Annotated in this window: 17 protein-coding genes; 9 read left to right on the top strand and 8 right to left on the bottom strand. The window is 62.7% G+C overall.

Features of this window, described 5'->3' with window-relative positions:
• Nucleotides 1-83 precede the first annotated feature (83 nt).
• The 5 genes from ACGYLI_RS06470 to ACGYLI_RS06450 all read left to right on the top strand — a co-directional run bounded on the left by ACGYLI_RS06470 (nt 84) and on the right by ACGYLI_RS06450 (nt 3,474).
• The gene (locus ACGYLI_RS06470) at nt 84-740 is read left to right on the top strand and encodes an ATP-dependent Clp protease proteolytic subunit (protein WP_067267539.1); all 657 of its coding nucleotides are present in this window, start codon (nt 84-86) and stop codon (nt 738-740) included.
• A gap of 124 nt (nt 741-864) precedes the next feature.
• Nucleotides 865-2,133 (top strand): ATP-dependent Clp protease ATP-binding subunit ClpX, encoded by a 1,269-nt coding sequence (gene clpX / locus ACGYLI_RS06465; RefSeq protein ID WP_271689851.1) that lies wholly within the window; start codon nt 865-867, stop codon nt 2,131-2,133.
• Between the two features lie 67 nt (nt 2,134-2,200).
• A complete protein-coding gene (locus ACGYLI_RS06460; RefSeq protein ID WP_394418240.1) occupies nt 2,201-2,569 on the top strand; it encodes a Rid family hydrolase in 369 nt (122 codons plus the stop codon).
• Between the two features lie 103 nt (nt 2,570-2,672).
• Nucleotides 2,673-3,056, top strand: a complete 384-nt coding sequence (locus tag ACGYLI_RS06455; RefSeq protein ID WP_394418238.1) for an NADH:ubiquinone oxidoreductase subunit NDUFA12 — start codon at nt 2,673-2,675, stop codon at nt 3,054-3,056.
• 55 nt (nt 3,057-3,111) lie between these two features.
• The gene (locus ACGYLI_RS06450) at nt 3,112-3,474 is read left to right on the top strand and encodes a DUF2155 domain-containing protein (RefSeq protein WP_394418235.1); all 363 of its coding nucleotides are present in this window, start codon (nt 3,112-3,114) and stop codon (nt 3,472-3,474) included.
• On the opposite strand, the gene aat is transcribed toward ACGYLI_RS06450, so the two are convergent.
• The 8 genes from aat to ACGYLI_RS06410 form a co-directional block, all read right to left on the bottom strand.
• Complete coding sequence (aat, locus tag ACGYLI_RS06445) at nt 3,438-4,073, bottom strand: leucyl/phenylalanyl-tRNA--protein transferase (protein ID WP_394418232.1); 636 nt, start codon at nt 4,071-4,073, stop codon at nt 3,438-3,440. The two genes, ACGYLI_RS06450 and aat, sit on opposite strands and share 37 nt — an antisense overlap.
• Nucleotides 4,074-4,079: 6 nt before the next feature.
• Nucleotides 4,080-5,432, bottom strand: a complete 1,353-nt coding sequence (gene accC / locus ACGYLI_RS06440; RefSeq protein WP_394418230.1) for an acetyl-CoA carboxylase biotin carboxylase subunit — start codon at nt 5,430-5,432, stop codon at nt 4,080-4,082.
• Nucleotides 5,433-5,441: 9 nt separating this feature from the next.
• Complete coding sequence (accB, locus tag ACGYLI_RS06435; protein WP_394418228.1) at nt 5,442-5,948, bottom strand: acetyl-CoA carboxylase biotin carboxyl carrier protein; 507 nt, start codon at nt 5,946-5,948, stop codon at nt 5,442-5,444.
• A gap of 197 nt (nt 5,949-6,145) precedes the next feature.
• Nucleotides 6,146-6,898 carry an ABC transporter ATP-binding protein gene (locus ACGYLI_RS06430; RefSeq protein ID WP_067261816.1) on the bottom strand — a complete coding sequence of 251 codons (753 nt, stop codon included), beginning with the start codon at nt 6,896-6,898 and terminating at the stop codon, nt 6,146-6,148.
• Nucleotides 6,899-6,931: 33 nt separating this feature from the next.
• Entirely contained in the window at nt 6,932-7,696 is a 765-nt protein-coding gene (locus ACGYLI_RS06425) for an ABC transporter ATP-binding protein (protein WP_067261818.1), read from the bottom strand.
• A 10-nt stretch (nt 7,697-7,706) separates the two neighbouring features.
• Nucleotides 7,707-8,912 carry a branched-chain amino acid ABC transporter permease gene (locus ACGYLI_RS06420; protein ID WP_209218747.1) on the bottom strand — a complete coding sequence of 402 codons (1,206 nt, stop codon included), beginning with the start codon at nt 8,910-8,912 and terminating at the stop codon, nt 7,707-7,709.
• A gap of 3 nt (nt 8,913-8,915) precedes the next feature.
• The gene (locus tag ACGYLI_RS06415; RefSeq protein ID WP_271689857.1) at nt 8,916-9,944 is read right to left on the bottom strand and encodes a branched-chain amino acid ABC transporter permease; all 1,029 of its coding nucleotides are present in this window, start codon (nt 9,942-9,944) and stop codon (nt 8,916-8,918) included.
• Nucleotides 9,945-10,045: 101 nt separating this feature from the next.
• A complete protein-coding gene (locus ACGYLI_RS06410; RefSeq protein ID WP_067261823.1) occupies nt 10,046-11,392 on the bottom strand; it encodes a substrate-binding protein in 1,347 nt (448 codons plus the stop codon).
• 234 nt (nt 11,393-11,626) lie between these two features.
• Here ACGYLI_RS06410 and ACGYLI_RS06405 point away from each other — a divergent pair, with 234 nt between their 5' ends.
• The 4 genes from ACGYLI_RS06405 to ACGYLI_RS06390 all read left to right on the top strand — a co-directional run bounded on the left by ACGYLI_RS06405 (nt 11,627) and on the right by ACGYLI_RS06390 (nt 16,395).
• The gene (locus ACGYLI_RS06405; RefSeq protein ID WP_394418225.1) at nt 11,627-12,919 is read left to right on the top strand and encodes a helix-turn-helix domain-containing protein; all 1,293 of its coding nucleotides are present in this window, start codon (nt 11,627-11,629) and stop codon (nt 12,917-12,919) included.
• A 117-nt stretch (nt 12,920-13,036) separates the two neighbouring features.
• A complete protein-coding gene (locus tag ACGYLI_RS06400; protein WP_271689859.1) occupies nt 13,037-13,405 on the top strand; it encodes a response regulator transcription factor in 369 nt (122 codons plus the stop codon).
• 6 nt (nt 13,406-13,411) lie between these two features.
• Nucleotides 13,412-13,702, top strand: coding sequence for a hypothetical protein (locus ACGYLI_RS06395; protein WP_394418222.1), 291 nt, complete (start codon nt 13,412-13,414; stop codon nt 13,700-13,702).
• Nucleotides 13,702-16,395: an ATP-binding protein gene (locus tag ACGYLI_RS06390; protein WP_394418219.1), complete on the top strand. Its 2,694-nt coding sequence runs from the start codon at nt 13,702-13,704 to the stop codon at nt 16,393-16,395. Before ACGYLI_RS06395 ends, ACGYLI_RS06390 begins: the two co-directional genes overlap by 1 nt.

Genomic DNA, 16,395 nt, shown 5'->3' with positions numbered 1-16,395 from the left:
TGAACCCCCATACCGGGGGGACTAATCTCTGGGTAACAGTTTTGCGGGTATGGTCCCGCGAACAGGAACTGAGGCAGGCACGCATGAACGATCCGATCAACACCTATATGAACACGCTTGTCCCGATGGTGGTTGAGCAAACCAGCCGGGGCGAGCGGTCCTACGACATCTTCTCGCGTCTGTTGAAAGAGCGGATCATCTTCGTCAACGGCCCGATCCACAGTGGGATGAGCCATCTGGTCGTCGCCCAGCTGTTGCACCTTGAGGCCGAGAACCCCTCCAAGGAAATCAGCATGTACATCAACTCGCCCGGTGGCGAGGTGACGGCGGGCCTGTCGATCTACGACACGATGCAATATATCAAGCCCAAGGTCTCGACCTTGATCTGCGGCATGGCGGCCTCCATGGGGTCGGTCATCGCGATCGGCGGCGAAAAGGGCATGCGTTTCGCGCTGCCCAATGCCGAAGTGATGATCCACCAGCCCTCCGGCGGCTCGCAGGGCATGGCCGAAGATATCCTGATCTCGGCGCGGCACATCGAACGCACCCGTGAGCGGATGTATCAGCTTTATGTCAAACACTCCGGCCAGCCGCTGGAAACCGTTCAAAAAGCGCTCGACCGTGATCTGTGGATGACGCCCGAGGAAGCCAAGGAATGGGGCCATCTGGATGAGATCGTCGAAAGCCGTGGCAAGGCCGATGAGGCTGCCGCCGGTGGCAAGGACAAGAAAGACAAGTAATCGAAGGGGCCCGGCGCTGCATATTTTGCGATTGTAGCGCCGGGGTCACTGGCCTAAGCTTGAGGCCAAATCTCGCGGCCCCAAGACCGGGGCGGACATACACGACAGACCTGAAAGGTTTGAGATGGCGAATAATTCCGGCAACGACAGCAAAAATACGCTCTACTGTAGCTTCTGCGGCAAGAGCCAGCACGAGGTGCGCAAGCTGATTGCGGGGCCGACCGTGTTCATCTGCGACGAATGCGTCGAGCTGTGCATGGATATCATCCGAGAAGAGACCAAGGCCTCGGGCCTCAAGGCGACCGATGGCGTGCCCACGCCCCGCGACATCTGCGGCGTGTTGGACGACTATGTGATCGGTCAGGCGATGGCCAAGCGCGTGCTCTCGGTGGCGGTCCACAACCACTACAAGCGGTTGAACCACGCCCAGAAGGGCGGCGATATCGAACTGGCGAAATCCAACATCCTGCTGATCGGCCCCACCGGCTGCGGCAAGACGTTGCTGGCGCAGACGCTGGCGCGCATCCTTGATGTGCCCTTCACCATGGCCGATGCGACCACGCTGACCGAAGCCGGTTATGTGGGCGAGGATGTGGAGAACATCATTCTCAAACTGTTGCAGGCGTCGGAATACAACGTCGAGCGGGCACAGCGCGGCATCGTCTATATCGACGAGGTCGACAAGATTACCCGCAAGTCTGAAAACCCCTCGATCACCCGCGATGTATCGGGGGAGGGCGTGCAGCAGGCGCTGCTGAAGCTGATGGAAGGGACCGTGGCCTCCGTGCCGCCGCAGGGCGGGCGCAAGCATCCGCAGCAGGAGTTCCTGCAGGTGGACACCACGAACATCCTCTTCATCTGCGGCGGTGCTTTTGCCGGTCTCGACAAGATCATCGCGCAGCGCGGCAAAGGCTCTGCCATGGGTTTTGGTGCCGATGTGCGTGACAATGACGCCCGCGGCATTGGTGAGATTTTCACCGACCTCGAACCCGAAGACCTGCTGAAGTTCGGTTTGATCCCGGAATTCGTGGGCCGTCTGCCGGTTCTGGCGACGCTCGAAGATCTGGACGAGGACGCTCTGGTCACCATCCTGACCGAGCCGAAGAACGCTCTGGTCAAACAGTATCAGCGTTTGTTCGAGTTGGAAGACACGCAGCTGACCTTCACCGACGATGCGCTGCAAGCGATTGCCAAACGTGCCATCGAGCGGAAAACCGGCGCGCGGGGGCTTCGCTCCATCCTCGAAGACATCCTGCTCGACACGATGTTCGAACTGCCGGGGCTGGAGACGGTGAGCGAAGTGGTCGTCAACGAGGAGGCCGTCACATCCGAGGCCAAGCCGCTGATGATCCACGCCGACAGCGAAAGCAAAGAACCAGCCAGCGCGGGCTAAGCGCGTAGGGCAAAGTCATCGGGGCGGGCCATCAGGTCCGCCCTTTCGCGTTTCAGGGGAGGGTTTCATGCGGCGCATTTCATCTGGCGGTATCTATGAGGACAAGATCGGCTACAGCCGCGCGGTAGTGGCGGGGGGCATGGTCCATGTCTCGGGCACCGTGGGTGAGGGGGCAGAGGTGACAACGCAATGCGCGGCGGCACTAGCAACGATCAAGGCGGCCTTGGCCGAGGCAGGAAGTGATTTCGCCCATGTGGTGCGCGTCACCTATATGCTGCCCGACGCGGCGGAGTTCGAAGCCTGCTGGCCGCTTCTACGCGCGGCCTTCGGCGCGCATCCGCCCGCCGCGACGATGATCGAATGCGGGCTGATCGACCCGAAATACCGGATTGAGATCGAATGCACGGCCCTTTTGCGCGCGGCGGCAGATGGCTGATTTTCGGCGACGAATCCTGCCGCGCGTGGAACCTCCTGCGCGGTGAGGCTAGACGCCCAAGCCTCCATGGTGCATATAACGGGCAACAGGAACGGAGACCTCAATGGGCATTCTCAATTCACTTCTGCGCAGTGTCACGTGGTGGAACGGCCAGACGCTGAACACCCAGCTTTTCACTTGGCGCAAGGGCAGCAAGGTGGGCGAAGACGCGCAGGGCAACGTCTATTACCGCAACGCCGATGACAGCAAACGCTGGGTCATTTTCAACGGTGAAGCCGAGGCGAGCCGCGTGAGCCCCGATTGGCATGGCTGGCTGCACCGCACATGGGATGAGCCGCCGACCGACAAGCCGCTGGCGCATAAGCCCTGGGAAAAGGCCCATGTCGAGAATCAGACCGGCACCGCCATGGCCTATGCGCCCGCAGGATCGCTGCGCCGCGCCGAACCTGTCGAGCGTAAGGACTATGAGGCCTGGCAGCCTGAATGATCGGTTGGCCGCGCCTTCCGCGCGGCCCCAAAGCTCACGCAATCCGGGTGGACCCATGAAAAAGCTTCTCTTGGCCGCGCTTGTGCTGGCCGCGCCGCTTCACGCTCAAGAAGGGGGGCAGGTCGCCAGTGCCTCGGGCGGTGTATTGCGTGCCTTGGACAAGATTTCGGGCGATACGACCGATTTGGAGATCGCTAAGGGTGACCGCCTGACCTTGGGCAATTTGCAGATCACCATGGTCGACTGCCGCTATCCGGCGGGGGATCCGGCGGCCAATGCCTATGCCGCGCTTGAGATCACCGAAAAGGGCAGCGAAAGCGCCTTGTTTTCCGGTTGGATGATCGCCTCGGCCCCCGCGCTGCACGCGCTGGAGCATTTTCGCTATGACATCTGGGTCATGCGCTGCAGCACGTCCTGAAAGCTGTCCAACTCAGGCGCGCTGAACCGCGCATTGCCGCGTTTCGCCGCATCGAGCTGCGCGTGATATTCCGCCCGCGAAATCTCCACCGCGCCGAGAGAGGCGAGATGATCGGTCAGAAACTGCGTGTCAAAGAGGATGAACCCCGCGCGGCGCAGCCGATCCACCAGCGCTGCCAGCGCCATTTTTGACGCATTGGTCCGGCGCGAAAACATGCTCTCGCCGAAAAACGCCCGGCCCAGCGTGACGCCATAGACACCGCCCACCAACGCGTCACCGTCCCAAACCTCAAGCGAATGGGCATAGCCCGCGCGGTGCAGTGCGGTGTAAAGCGCGGTGATCTCGGCATTGATCCATGTGTCTTCGCGGTCGGCACAACCGGCGACGACAGCTTGGAAATCACGGTTGATCGTGTGGTGAAAGGGGCTGCGCCGGATGGCGCGGGCCAGAGAGCGCGAGATGTGGAAACCATTGAGCGGCATCACCCCACGGTGCCGCGGATCGACCCAGAAAATTTCCGGGTCGTCGCGGTGTTCCGCCATGGGGAAAATCCCGATGGAATAGCCGTGGATCAGGATCTCGGGCGTCAGATCCGACATGTCATGTCAGCCGTCGCCGAGGTTGGTTTCCAGCCAATGCTCAAGCCAGTGGATGTTGTAGCCGCCCGATTGGATGTCCTCCTCGGCCAGCAACGCGTGGAACAGTGGCACGGTGGTATCGACACCGTCCACGATCAGCTCACCCAGAGCGCGCCCCAGACGCGCCAGCGCCTCGGGCCGGTCGCGGCCATGCACGATGAGCTTGCCGATCAGGCTGTCGTAGAAGGGCGGGATCGAATAGCCGTCATACAACGCCGAATCCATCCGCACGCCAAGCCCGCCGGGGGCGTGATACTGCGTGATCTTGCCCGGGCAGGGCGCGAAGTTCGGCAATTTCTCGGCATTAATGCGCACCTCGATGGCATGGCCGTTGATCTGCAAATCCTCCTGCGTGAAGGACATCGGCAGGCCTTCGGCCACGCGAATCTGTTCGCGCACCAGATCGACGCCAAAGATCGCCTCGGTCACCGGGTGTTCCACCTGCAGACGTGTGTTCATCTCGATGAAGTAGAACTCGCCGTTCTCATAAAGGAACTCGATCGTGCCGGCACCGATGTAGTTGATGTTGGCCACGGCGTCGGCGCAGGTCTTGCCGATGCGCGCGCGTTCCTCGGCAGTGATCGAGGGGCCGGGGGCCTCCTCAAAGACCTTCTGGTGGCGGCGTTGCAGCGAACAGTCACGCTCGCCCAGATGCACGGCATTGCCCTTGCCGTCGCCAAAGACCTGAATCTCGATGTGGCGCGGCGTGGTGAGGTATTTCTCGATGTAGACTTCGTCGTTGCCGAAGTTCGACTTGCCCTCGGCGCGGGCGGTCTGGAAGGCTTTCTCCATGTCGGCTGCGGTCTGGGCCACTTTCATGCCCTTGCCGCCGCCACCGGCGGTCGCCTTGATGATGACCGGATAGCCAATCTCCTCACCGATGCGCTTGGCTTCCTCCAGCGAGGTGACCCCGCCGTCGGAGCCGGGCACGCAAGGCACGCCGAGCTTTTTCATCGTGTCCTTTGCGGTGATCTTGTCGCCCATGACGCGGATATGCTCGGCGGTGGGGCCGATGAAGGTGAGCCCGTGATCTTCGATCACCTGCACGAAATTCGCGTTCTCGGACAGGAATCCGTAGCCGGGGTGGATCGCCTCGGCGCCGGTGATCTCGCAGGCCGCGATGATCGCGGGGATCGAGAGGTAGGATTGGGTCGAGGAGGGTGGGCCGATGCAGACGGATTCGTCGGCCATACGCACGTGCATCGCGTCACTGTCGGCGGTGGAATGCACCGCGACGGTCTGGATGCCCATCTCGCGGGCCGCGCGGATGACGCGCAGCGCGATCTCTCCCCGGTTGGCGACTAGGATTTTGCTGAACATGTCCGGCCCTTATTCCAGAATGACCAGCGGGGCGCCGAATTCTACCGCATCGCCGTCGCCGACGAGGATGCGCTTGACGGTGCCAGCGCGGGGGGCGGGGATATGGTTCATGGTCTTCATCGCCTCGACGATCAGAAGCGTGTCACCTTCGGAGACCGAGGCCCCGACGGAGATGAAGGCGGGCGCGCCCGGCTCGGCCTGAAGATACACGGTGCCCACCATCGGCGAGGTCACGGCGCCGGGGTGATCAGCCGGATCGGCGTCGGCAGCAGGGGCCGGAGCAGCGGGGGCGGCAGCGGCGGGCGCCGGTGCGGCGGCAGGCGCCGGGGCGGCTTGGTACTGCTGCTGGGGGGCGGCCATGACCTGCTGCGGCGGCTTGCGGCTGACGCGCACGTTCAGGCTGTCATCCTCGGCATAGTCGCGTTTCACCTGAAGCTCGGTCAGGTCGTTTTCGTTCAGCAGCTCGGCGAGGGCCTTGATGAAGGCCACGTCAGCGTCATGGGTGTTGTTTGTCATTGGATCCTCGAAGATTTCGGCAGGCCTGCGGCCCGTCGCTGCGCGATTGATTGGCACGCTTATAGGGCATGGGCAAAGCCATGAAAAGCCAACTGTTGTCTAGGGGGTAGGATCGGTTTTTTGTCGCGCAAAGCGGTCCGGGGCGCGAGAAAGAGGCTGTGCCTCAGCCGCGCGCGCCGGACCTGAGTGACCTTAGGTCAGATCGCGAGGTATTCTGCGCGCAGTTCCGCGTTGTCCAGCACCTCGGCGGCGGTGCCGTCAAAGACCACGCCGCCGGTGTCGAGGATCACCGCCCGGTCGGCCAGTTTCAGCGCCCGCACCGCGTTTTGTTCGACCAGAATCGTGGTGATGCCCTGCGCTTTGATCAGCCCCAGCGTTTTCTCGATCTCATCCACGATCACCGGCGCCAGCCCTTCGTAGGGTTCATCGAGCAGCAACACCTTGATGTCACGGGCCAAAGCGCGGGCGATGGCAAGCATCTGCTGCTCCCCGCCCGAGAGGGTCACCCCCTCTTGATGGCGCCGTTCGCGCAGGCGGGGGAAGAGGTCATAGAGCCGGTCGAGCGACCAGCCGATGGGCGGGGCGATCTGGGCGAGTTTGAGGTTCTCTTCGACCGTGAGGCCGGAAATGATGCGCCGGTCTTCGGGAACCAGCGCCAGCCCTGCGGCAGAGGCTTGGTGGCTGGCCATATTATGCAGCGGCTGATGGTCGAGCCAGACCTCGCCGCGTTTCAGCTCCGGGTCGCTCACCCGCGCGATGGCCCGCAGGGTCGAGGTTTTGCCCGCCCCGTTGCGGCCCAGCAGGGCGAGAATCTCCCCTTCATGGACGTTAAAGCTCACCCCCTGCACGATGTAGCTTTCGCCGTAATAGGCGTGAATGTCCCAGACCGAGAGGAAGGCGGGGGCGGTTTGGGCGTGGTTGGCGTTCTTGTCGAGCGTGCTGGTGGTCATATGCTGTCCTAGATCTGCGGCAAAGGGAGGGGGTCAGGCGGCGTCTTGGCTTTCGCCGAGGTAGGCTTCGCGCACCTTGGGGTGGCCCTTGATCCGGTCGGGCGTGTCTTCGACCAGCGGCGTGCCTTGGGCCAGCACGGTAATCCGCTCGGCGAGTGAAAAGACGACATGCATGTCGTGTTCGATGATGGCGATGGTGATGTCGCGCTCGTCCTTGATCTGTTTGAGCAGGTCGATGGTGTTGTTGGTGTCGGCCCGCGCCATCCCGGCGGTCGGTTCGTCCAAAAGCAGCAGGCGGGGGTCTTGGGCGAGACACATGGCGATCTCCAACCGCCGTTTGTCCCCGCGCGACATGGAGGCTGCGGGCATGTGCCGTTTGTCGATCATACGCATGTCGCGCAGCATTTCCTCGGCCTTGTCGATCATGTCGCGCTGGCCCACGACCCGCGACCAGCCGTTCAGTTGAAATGCCCCGTCGCGTTTGGCAAGGCAGGGGATCAGCATATTCTCCATCACCGTCAGATCACCAAAGATCTCGGGCGTTTGGAATACGCGGGAAATGCCCATCTGGTTGATCTCATAGGGTTTGCGCCCCAGCACCGACTGCCCGTCGAACATGACAGAGCCGGTGTCGGGGATGAGCTTGCCCACCAGACAGTTCAGCAGCGTGGATTTGCCCGCCCCATTGGGGCCGATGATCGCGTGGACGGAGTTCTCCGCCACGCTGAGGTTTACATCGCTCAGCGCCTGCAACCCGCCAAAGCGCTTGCCGACATTTTTGACTTCGAGAATGGCCATGATGTCTCTCCTATTCCGCGGCTTCGCTGCGCTGTTGGGCGGCGTCGGCCTCGACCGAGCCTGCGTTCTTGTCACGGCGGCGGAAGACCCGGCCCAGACGTTGGCCACCCTCGACCAGCCCCCCGGGCAGGAAGATCACGACCAGCATGAACAGAAGGCCAAGCGTCAGGTGCCAGCCCTTGCCGACGAAGGGGTGGATGATCGCGACCATCGCGTCTTCGATCCCGTCGGGCATGAAGGCGAACCAGCCGTGCAGCACGTTGTCGTTGATCTTGGCGAAGATGTTCTCGAAATACTTGATGAAGCCTGCACCCAGCACCGGCCCGATCAAAGTGCCCGCGCCGCCAAGGATCGTCATCAGCACCACTTCGCCCGATGCGGTCCATTGCATCCGCTCGGCCCCCGCCAGCGGGTCCATCGCCGCCAGCAGACCGCCCGCCAGCCCGGCATACATGCCCGAGATGACAAAGGCCGCCAGCGTGTAGGGCCGCGTGTTCAACCCGGTGTAGTTCATCCGCTGCTGGTTCGATTTCACCGCCCGCAGCATCATGCCGAAGGGCGAGCGGAAGATGCGGATCGCCAGATAGAAGGCGAGGATCAGGAAGACCGCGCAGAAATAGTAGCCGACTGAGAAGGTGAAGGTCCAACCGCCGAAGAACAGCGTCGTCGAGGAGTTCATCGCGGCACCGAAGAGATTCGGGAACGAAGGCGCGTCGACGGATTGGAGGTACTGCGGATCGGAGGTGTAGATCTGCAACCCCGTCTCACCGTTGGTGATCGGCGTCAGCACCGAATAGGCGAGGTTGAAGGACATCTGCGCGAAGGCCAGCGTCAGGATTGAAAAGTAGATGCCCGAGCGCCGCAGGCTGATGTAGCCGATCAGTGCGGAGAAAAGCCCCGCCATGATGACGGCCAGCACCAGCGCGGGCACGACGTTGTAGCTGAGCAGTTTGAACATCCAGACGGCAGAGTAGGAACCGACCCCCAGAAAGGCTGCATGGCCAAAAGAGAGATAGCCGGTCAGCCCGAAGAGGATGTTGAACCCGATGGCAAATATGCCAAAGATCACAAAGCGTTGCATCAGGTCGGGGTAGCCCGCGTTAAACTGTGCAAGGCCCGAATCCGCCGGAAATGGGTTGAGGATGAAGGGGGCGAAGAGCGTGAGGACGATCACGACCCCCAAAAGAAGCGTATCGCGTTTTTCCAGTCCGAACATGTCTTATTCCTCCATCACGCCGCGGCGTCCCATCAGACCGCGCGGGCGGACCAGCAGGATCACGATGGCAACGACGTAGATGATGATCTGGTCGATACCGTAGATGATGCTTTTGATTTCATTCATGGAAGCGAGGCTTTCGAGGATTCCCAGCAGGAACCCCGCCAGCACCGCGCCGGGCAGAGAGCCCATGCCGCCGACCACGACGACGACGAAGCTCAGCACCAGAAAGTCCATGCCCATGTGATAATTGGGTGAGTTGATCGGCGCATACATCACGCCCGCAAGCCCCGCCACGGCGGCGGCGATGCCGAACATGATGGTAAAGCGGCGGTCGATGTCGATGCCCAAAAGCCCAACGGTTTCGCGGTCTGCCATGCCGGCGCGGACAACCATGCCGAAGGTGGTGAATTGCAAAAAGGCAAAGACCGCGGCGATGATGAGGGTCGAAAAGCCAAAGTAGACCAAGCGCCAATAGGGGTAGGCCAAAGACGTGTCCAAACCCAAGAGCGGCGCGAAATCGAAGCTGCCGACAAAGGCCTCGGGCGCGGGTGTGGGGATTGGGTTGGCGCCGTAGAAATATTTGACGACTTCCTGCAAAACGATGGCAAGGCCGAAGGTCACGAGGATCTGATCCGCATGGGGGCGTTTGTAGAAATGTTTGATCAGCCCGCGTTCCATGATGAAGCCAATGAGCAGCATCACCGGGATCGCAAAGAGGATCGCCAGCGGCACCGACCAATCAATGATCGCCTGTCCCGTTTCCGGCCCGAACCACTGTTCGACATAGGGGGTTTTGACCTTCAGCGGATTGCCGAGGAAATCCTTCTTGGTCTCGTCGATGGTCTCGACGCTGAGCGTCAGAATGCGTTGCAGCGTGACCGAACAGAAGGCCCCGATCATGAAAAGCGCCCCATGGGCGAAATTGACCACGCCAAGGGTGCCGAAGATCAGCGTCAGCCCAAGCGCGATCAGCGCATAGGCCGAGCCTTTGTCGAGGCCGTTGAGTATTTGCAGAAGGATTGCGTCCATGGTCCCCACCTGTAAGGGAAGCGTTTACAAGCGGCTTGGCCGCTTGCAGCGATAAAAAGGGCGCGCAGGATCAGGCCCGCGCGCCATCTGATGTCAGCGGATCAGGCGCCGGGGTTGCATTTGCCCAGATCACCGCCCGCGAACATCGGGTGATCGGGGGCATATTCGACCTGAGCACGGGGCGTCTGCTCGACGATCTCCAGCGTGTCGTATTCGCTGGTCGGGTTCTCTGCCCCCTTCATCACGAGCACGTCTTTGAAGCACTGGTGATCGTCGGCGCGGTAGAGCGTGGGCCCGTTGCCCAGCCCGTCGAACTCATAACCCTCAAGCGCCTCGACCACGGCGCAGGGGTTGAACGAGCCCGCCCGTTCCACCGCATCGGCATAGAGCAGGGTCTGCACGTAGCAGGTATGCGCGGAGTTCGACGGCGGACGGCCATATTTCTCACCAAAGGATTTGGTAAAGGCCTTGGACCCTTCGTCTTGCAGCTGCCAGTTCCAGTTCATCGAGCCGATAACCCCTTGCACGTTGGCCCCGGCACCGGCAGCCATCAGCTCGGAGTAGAGCGGCACGACGATCTCGAATTTCTTGCCGTTGACCTGTTTGTCGAGAAGGCCGAACTGCACCGCATTGGTGAGCGAGTTCACCATATTGCCGCCGTAGTGGTTCAACACCAGCACATCGGCGCCGGAGTTCAGCACCGGCGCGATATAGGAGGAGAAATCGGTCGAGGCGAGCGGCGTCAGCACGTTCTCCACGGTCTCCCAGCCCATCGCCTCGGTCGCGGCGGCGATGGATTCTTGCTGGGTCCAGCCCCAGTTGTAATCCGCCGTCAGGTGATAGGCGCGACGCTCAGAGCCATAGGCGTTCTTGAGCACCGGGGCGAGAGCGGCGGCGGACATATAGGCGTTGAAGAAATGCCGGAAGCCATTGGCCTTGCGGTCTTTACCGGTGGTGTCATTGGCATGGGTGAGACCCGCCATAAAGATCACGCCCGCCGATTGGCAAAGGTCTTGCACCGCCACGGCCACGCCCGAGGACGAGCCGCCGTTGATCATCACCGCGCCGTCTTTTTCGATCATCGACTTGGCGCTGGCGCGGGCGGCGTCGGATTTCGTCTGGGTGTCGCCGGTGACATATTCGACCTTCTTGCCCAGAATGCCGTTCCCTTTCAGCGCCTTGGAGCTGAAGGTGTTCATCATGCCGCCGTCGCCCCCGCCATTGAGGTGTTCGACCGCAAGCTCTTGCGCGCGCAGCTCATCCAGACCTTCTTCGGCATAGGGGCCGGTCTGGGGCACGTTGAAGCCAAGCGTCACGGTGCTGCCCGTGGGGGCATTGGTGAAGCCCGCGTGATTTTCCGCGCGCAGATAGGTCGGCAGCGCCAACCCCGCACCGGCAACCGCGCCGGTCTGGATCAGCCCGCGGCGTGTCAGTTTCGTAAACGACATGAAGTCCTCCCATTTTTGTAAGTCGCGGCACCGGAACCTCCCCCCGATGCCACAACACGCAATAGTGCAAAGAAACTATGGCGCGGAAAATGAAAACCAATCAATAAGGCGCTTGATCAAAACGATTTTTTTGTAAATATATTCGCAATCGCATCGGTGGGCCTGTAAAGAATATGATATTGCGGCGCAGAAAGACCTTGAAACAACGGGCGAAAAATCACGCGGGGCCGTCCCATGCGTGAGGGGCTGACCGGCAGCCGCATCCGTGAGCGGCGCGTGATGGCGGGGCTGAAACAGGCGGAGCTTGCGCAGCAAAGCGGCATCTCGGCCAGCTATCTCAATCTCATCGAACACAATCGGCGCAGAATCGGCGGCAAGCTTTTGCTCAATATCGCCCACGCGCTTGGGGTCGAGCCGCAGGCGTTGACGGAAGGGGCCGAAGCCGCGCTGATCGCCACCCTGCGCGAGGCGGCAGAGGATGCGGGGCTGACCGGGCCAGAGAGCGACCGGGCGGATGAATTCGCGGGGCGGTTTCCGGGCTGGGCCAAGGTGCTGGCCAACAGCCAGCGCCGCATCGCGGCATTGGAGCAGACGGTCGAGGCGCTCTCGGATCGTTTGGCCCATGACCCGCAGCTTGCCACCTCCATGCATGAGTTGCTCAGCACCGCCGCGGCGATCCGGTCGACTGCCGCGATTCTGGCAGAAACGGACAGTTTGCAAGCGGAATGGCGCGATCGGTTTCACGCCAATATCCACCAAGACAGCCGCCGCCTGTCCGACAGCGCGCAGGCGCTGGTGACCTATTTCGACAATGCCGCCGAGACCCGCGAGGTGGCCCATTCGCCCCAGGCCGAGGTTGAGAGTTTCCTCGCCGCGCATGACTACCGTTTCGACCCTTTGGAAGAGGCGTGCGCCCCGCAGGCGGCGATTGCGGCGCTGGTCGAACAGGCCGATACGCTCAAGACCAAGGCTGCGCAGCACATCGCGACGGGCGTGTTGCAACAGATCGCCCGCGATGCAGCGGCGCTACCCTTGGCGCGGCTGGAGCGGGCGGCGGGGGAGATGGGGCATGACCCTGCCGAACTGGCCCGGACACTCGACCAGCCGATGGGCCGGGTGCTGCGGCGCTTGGCGTCACTGCCTGACCTCGGCGCGGGGCTGGTGGTCTGTGACCGTTCTGGCAGCGTGACATTCGCCAAGTCGATCGAAGGGTTCACCGTGCCGCGCTTTGGCGCCTGCTGCCCGCTTTGGCCGCTCTTTGCGGTGCAGGGGCAGCCGGGGCTGGTGATGAAATCCCGCGTCATGCAGATGGCGCGCGGGCAGGCGGAGTTCGAGGCGATTGCCACCTGCGAAGTGCAGGCTGCGGCTGCCTATAACACGCCGCCGCTCAGCCAATCGGTCATGCTGCTCTTGCCGGTGCCCTCGGGGGCAGCGCCTGCGCAGCCGGTGGGGGCGACCTGTCGCATTTGCCCGGTCGAAGGATGCCGCGCGCGGCGCGAGCCTTCGATCCTGCGCGAGGGGATCTGAGGCCGCGCGGCAGGCAGTTTTTGACAGGGCTGGCAAACCGATGCATGCTCGCCCCGGTGCGCGAGACACCGCAGCAAGACGGGGCCGCCGCACACCGAGGGGGGAGACTTTTTGCCGATGAGCAAACTCGTAGTTCTGGTGGAGGACGAGGTGAATATCGCCGAGGCCATCCGCTTTTTGCTGAGCCAAGAGGGTTGGCGTGTGGAGACCTTGGCCAATGGGACAGGCGCGGTGGAGGTGATCCGCAAGGCATCGCCGGATCTGGTCATGCTCGACGTGATGCTGCCGGGCAAGAGCGGTTTCGAGATATTGGACGAGCTGCGGGGTGACCCCGAAACCGGCGCGTTGCCGGTGCTGATGCTGACCGCGCGGGGCCAAAGCCGGGACCGCGCCATGGCCGAAAAGGCGGGTGTCAGCCGCTTCATGACCAAGCCGTTCTCAAATGCCGAGATGCTGGACGCGGTGCGCGACCTGATCGCCAGTTGACCTGCCATGCCCCGTAGGCCGATCTTTTTGGAAAAACGCGGCTACCGTCAGCGACGGATGATGGATGCAGTGCGCCTGTTGCCGTTTTTGGGGCTGATGCTGTGGATGGTGCCGCTGCTTTGGCCCGTGCCAGCGGGCAGTACGGACCCCACCGCGCCGACCATCCCGATGAGCGTGGCGCTGCGCTATCTTTTCGGGGTTTGGGCGCTGCTGATCTTGGGGACATGGGCGCTCTGGCGGCGGACGCGGGATGTGGCCTCGGGTGAGGATGCAGCACAGCCGGACGGGCCGCGCTGATGGTATCGCTCAACCAGTTGGTGGCGGTCTGCCTGATGTATGTGGCGGGGCTGTTCATCGTGGCCTTCGCCGCCGAACGCGCGGCCCTGCGCGGGCAGGGCGGCTGGCTGCTGCGCTCGCCACTGGTTTATACCCTGTCGCTGTCGATCTATTGCACCGCTTGGACCTTTTACGGCGCGGTGGGATATGCGGCGCGCTCGGGGCTGGAATATGTGACCATCTACCTCGGCCCTTCGCTGGTGATGATCGGCTGGTGGTGGGGGCTGCGGCGTTTGGTGCGGATCGGGCGAAGCCATCGCGTCACCTCGATCGCGGACCTAATTTCATCGCGCTACGGCAAGTCCAACACGCTGGCGATCGTCGTAACGGTCATGGCCGTGATAGGCGTCACACCCTATATCGCGCTGCAATTGCAATCGGTTATCCTGTCGCTGTCGATCTTCGCGGCTGCCGACGTGCCGCTGGCCGAGGCGGGGGGCGATGTGATCAACCGGGGGCAGGCGGCGCTTTGGGTCGCGGCGGGGCTGACGCTCTTTACCGTGCTTTTCGGCACCCGGAACCTGAACGTAAACGAACGGCATCACGGCGTGGTCATCGCTATCGCGGTGGAGGCGGTGGTCAAGCTCTTGGCGCTGGTGGCGGTGGGGGTCTACGTCATCTGGGGTCTGGCCGGGGGCTTGGGCGAGACTTTGGCGCGGATCGACGCCTCCGACATCGGGCAATGGGAGGTGCAGGGCAGCCGTTGGGCCGCGTTGACCGTGCTTTCGGGGGCCGCGCTTTTGTGCCTGCCGCGTATGTTTCAGGTCATGGTGGTCGAGAACGACGACGAGCGGCAGTTGCAGATCGCAAGCTGGGCCTTCCCGCTGTACCTGATGCTGATGAGCCTTTTCGTCGTGCCCATAGCGGTGGTGGGGCTAGACCTGATGCCCGAAGGCGCGAACCCCGATCTTTTTGTGCTGAGCCTGCCGCTCTCCCAAGGGCAAAACGGGCTGGCGATGCTGTCTTTCTTGGGCGGTTTCTCTTCGGCGACCTCGATGGTGATCGTCGCCACGCTGGCGCTCTCGACCATGGTGAGCAACCATATCGTCATGCCGATCTGGCTGGCGCTGCGCCGCGATGGGGCGACGCAGTCTGGGGATGTGCGCAATATCGTCATCCTTGCGCGGCGGCTGTCGATTTTCTGCGTGGTGGGCTTGGGTTATCTCTACTATCGGGCCTCAGGCGGCAGCGGGGCGCTGGCCGCGATTGGCACGATTTCCTTCGGCGGGGTGGCGCAGTTTCTGCCCGCGATGCTGGGCGGGGTGCTCTGGCGCGGGGCAACGCGGACCGGCGCACTTTGCGGGCTGGGCACGGGCTTTGTGCTTTGGGTCTTTACCATGCTGCTGCCCAGCTTTGGCGCGGATGTGGCCCTGTCGACCGCAACCTTGGAGCAGGGGCTTTGGGGGCTCGCTTGGCTGCGCCCCGAGGCGCTTTTTGGCATCGCGGGGATCGACCCGACGGTCCATGCGGTGGTTTGGAGCCTCGCGCTCAACACGCTGGTTTTCGTCGTCGTCTCCCTCTTTAGCTTCCCCACGCCGTTGGAGCGGCTACAGGGCGCGCAATTCGTTAATGTTTTTGACCATTCCGGCCCGGCGCGGGGGTGGACGGCCTCGGTCGCGGGCAGCGAAGACCTGATGATCATGGCGCAGCGCATCTTGGGCGCAACGGAGGCGCAGGCGTTTTTCACCCGCGAGGCCGAGCGGCAAGGGCAGGGGCAACGTCTGCCCGAGCCCACGCCACGATTCGTGCAGGCGCTGGAGCGGGAGTTGGCGGCCTCGGTCGGGGCGGCCACGGCCCATGCGATGGTGGCGCAGATCGTCGGCGGGGCCTCGGTCTCGGTCCAAGACCTGCTGGCTGTGGCCGACGAATCCGCGCAGATGCTGGAGTATTCCAGCCAGTTGGAGGCCAAGTCGCGGGAGTTGACCGAGACGGCAGCGCAGCTGCGCGCGGCGAATGAGAAGCTGACGCAGTTGTCGCTGCAAAAGGATAGTTTCCTCAGCCAGATCAGCCATGAATTGCGCACGCCGATGACCTCGATCCGCTCGTTTTCCGAGATCCTGCGCGATGCGCCCGGCCTCACGGACGCCGACAAGAACCGCTATGCCACGATCATCCATAGCGAGACGATCCGTCTGACGCGGCTGCTCGACGATCTGTTGGATCTCTCGGTGCTGGAAAACGGGCAGGTGACGCTGAACCAGCGCGAGGGCAACCTGCGCGATCTGCTGGATCTGGCGGTGACCACGGCGCAGGCGGGGACCACGCGGCCGCTCAAGGTGCTGCGCGATCCGCAGGCCGAGGATATTGTGCTGACCAGCGATCTCGACCGGCTGGTGCAGGTCTTTATCAACCTCGTCACCAACGCCCGCAAATACTGCGCTGCGGTTGACCCGCAACTGGTGATCACGCCGCAGGTGACGGCGCAGGGACTGGTGATTGATTTCGTCGACAACGGCCATGGGATCGACGCGGGGTCGGAGGCGCTGATTTTCGAGAAGTTCTCGCGCATCACGGGGGAGGGCGATGGCGCGGGGCTTGGCCTTGCCATCTGCCGTGAGATCATGTGCCGCTTGGGCGGAGAAATCAGTTTCCTGCGGGATGTGCCCGGCACGGCCTTCCGGGTGCAACTGCCCGCGCGCGCACTGACCCTGTAG

This window comes from Sulfitobacter sp. 1A13421 (assembly GCF_043557285.1).
Classification (GTDB): Bacteria; Pseudomonadota; Alphaproteobacteria; order Rhodobacterales; family Rhodobacteraceae; genus Sulfitobacter; species Sulfitobacter faviae.
This window is presented reverse-complemented; position numbering and strand designations above follow the sequence as displayed.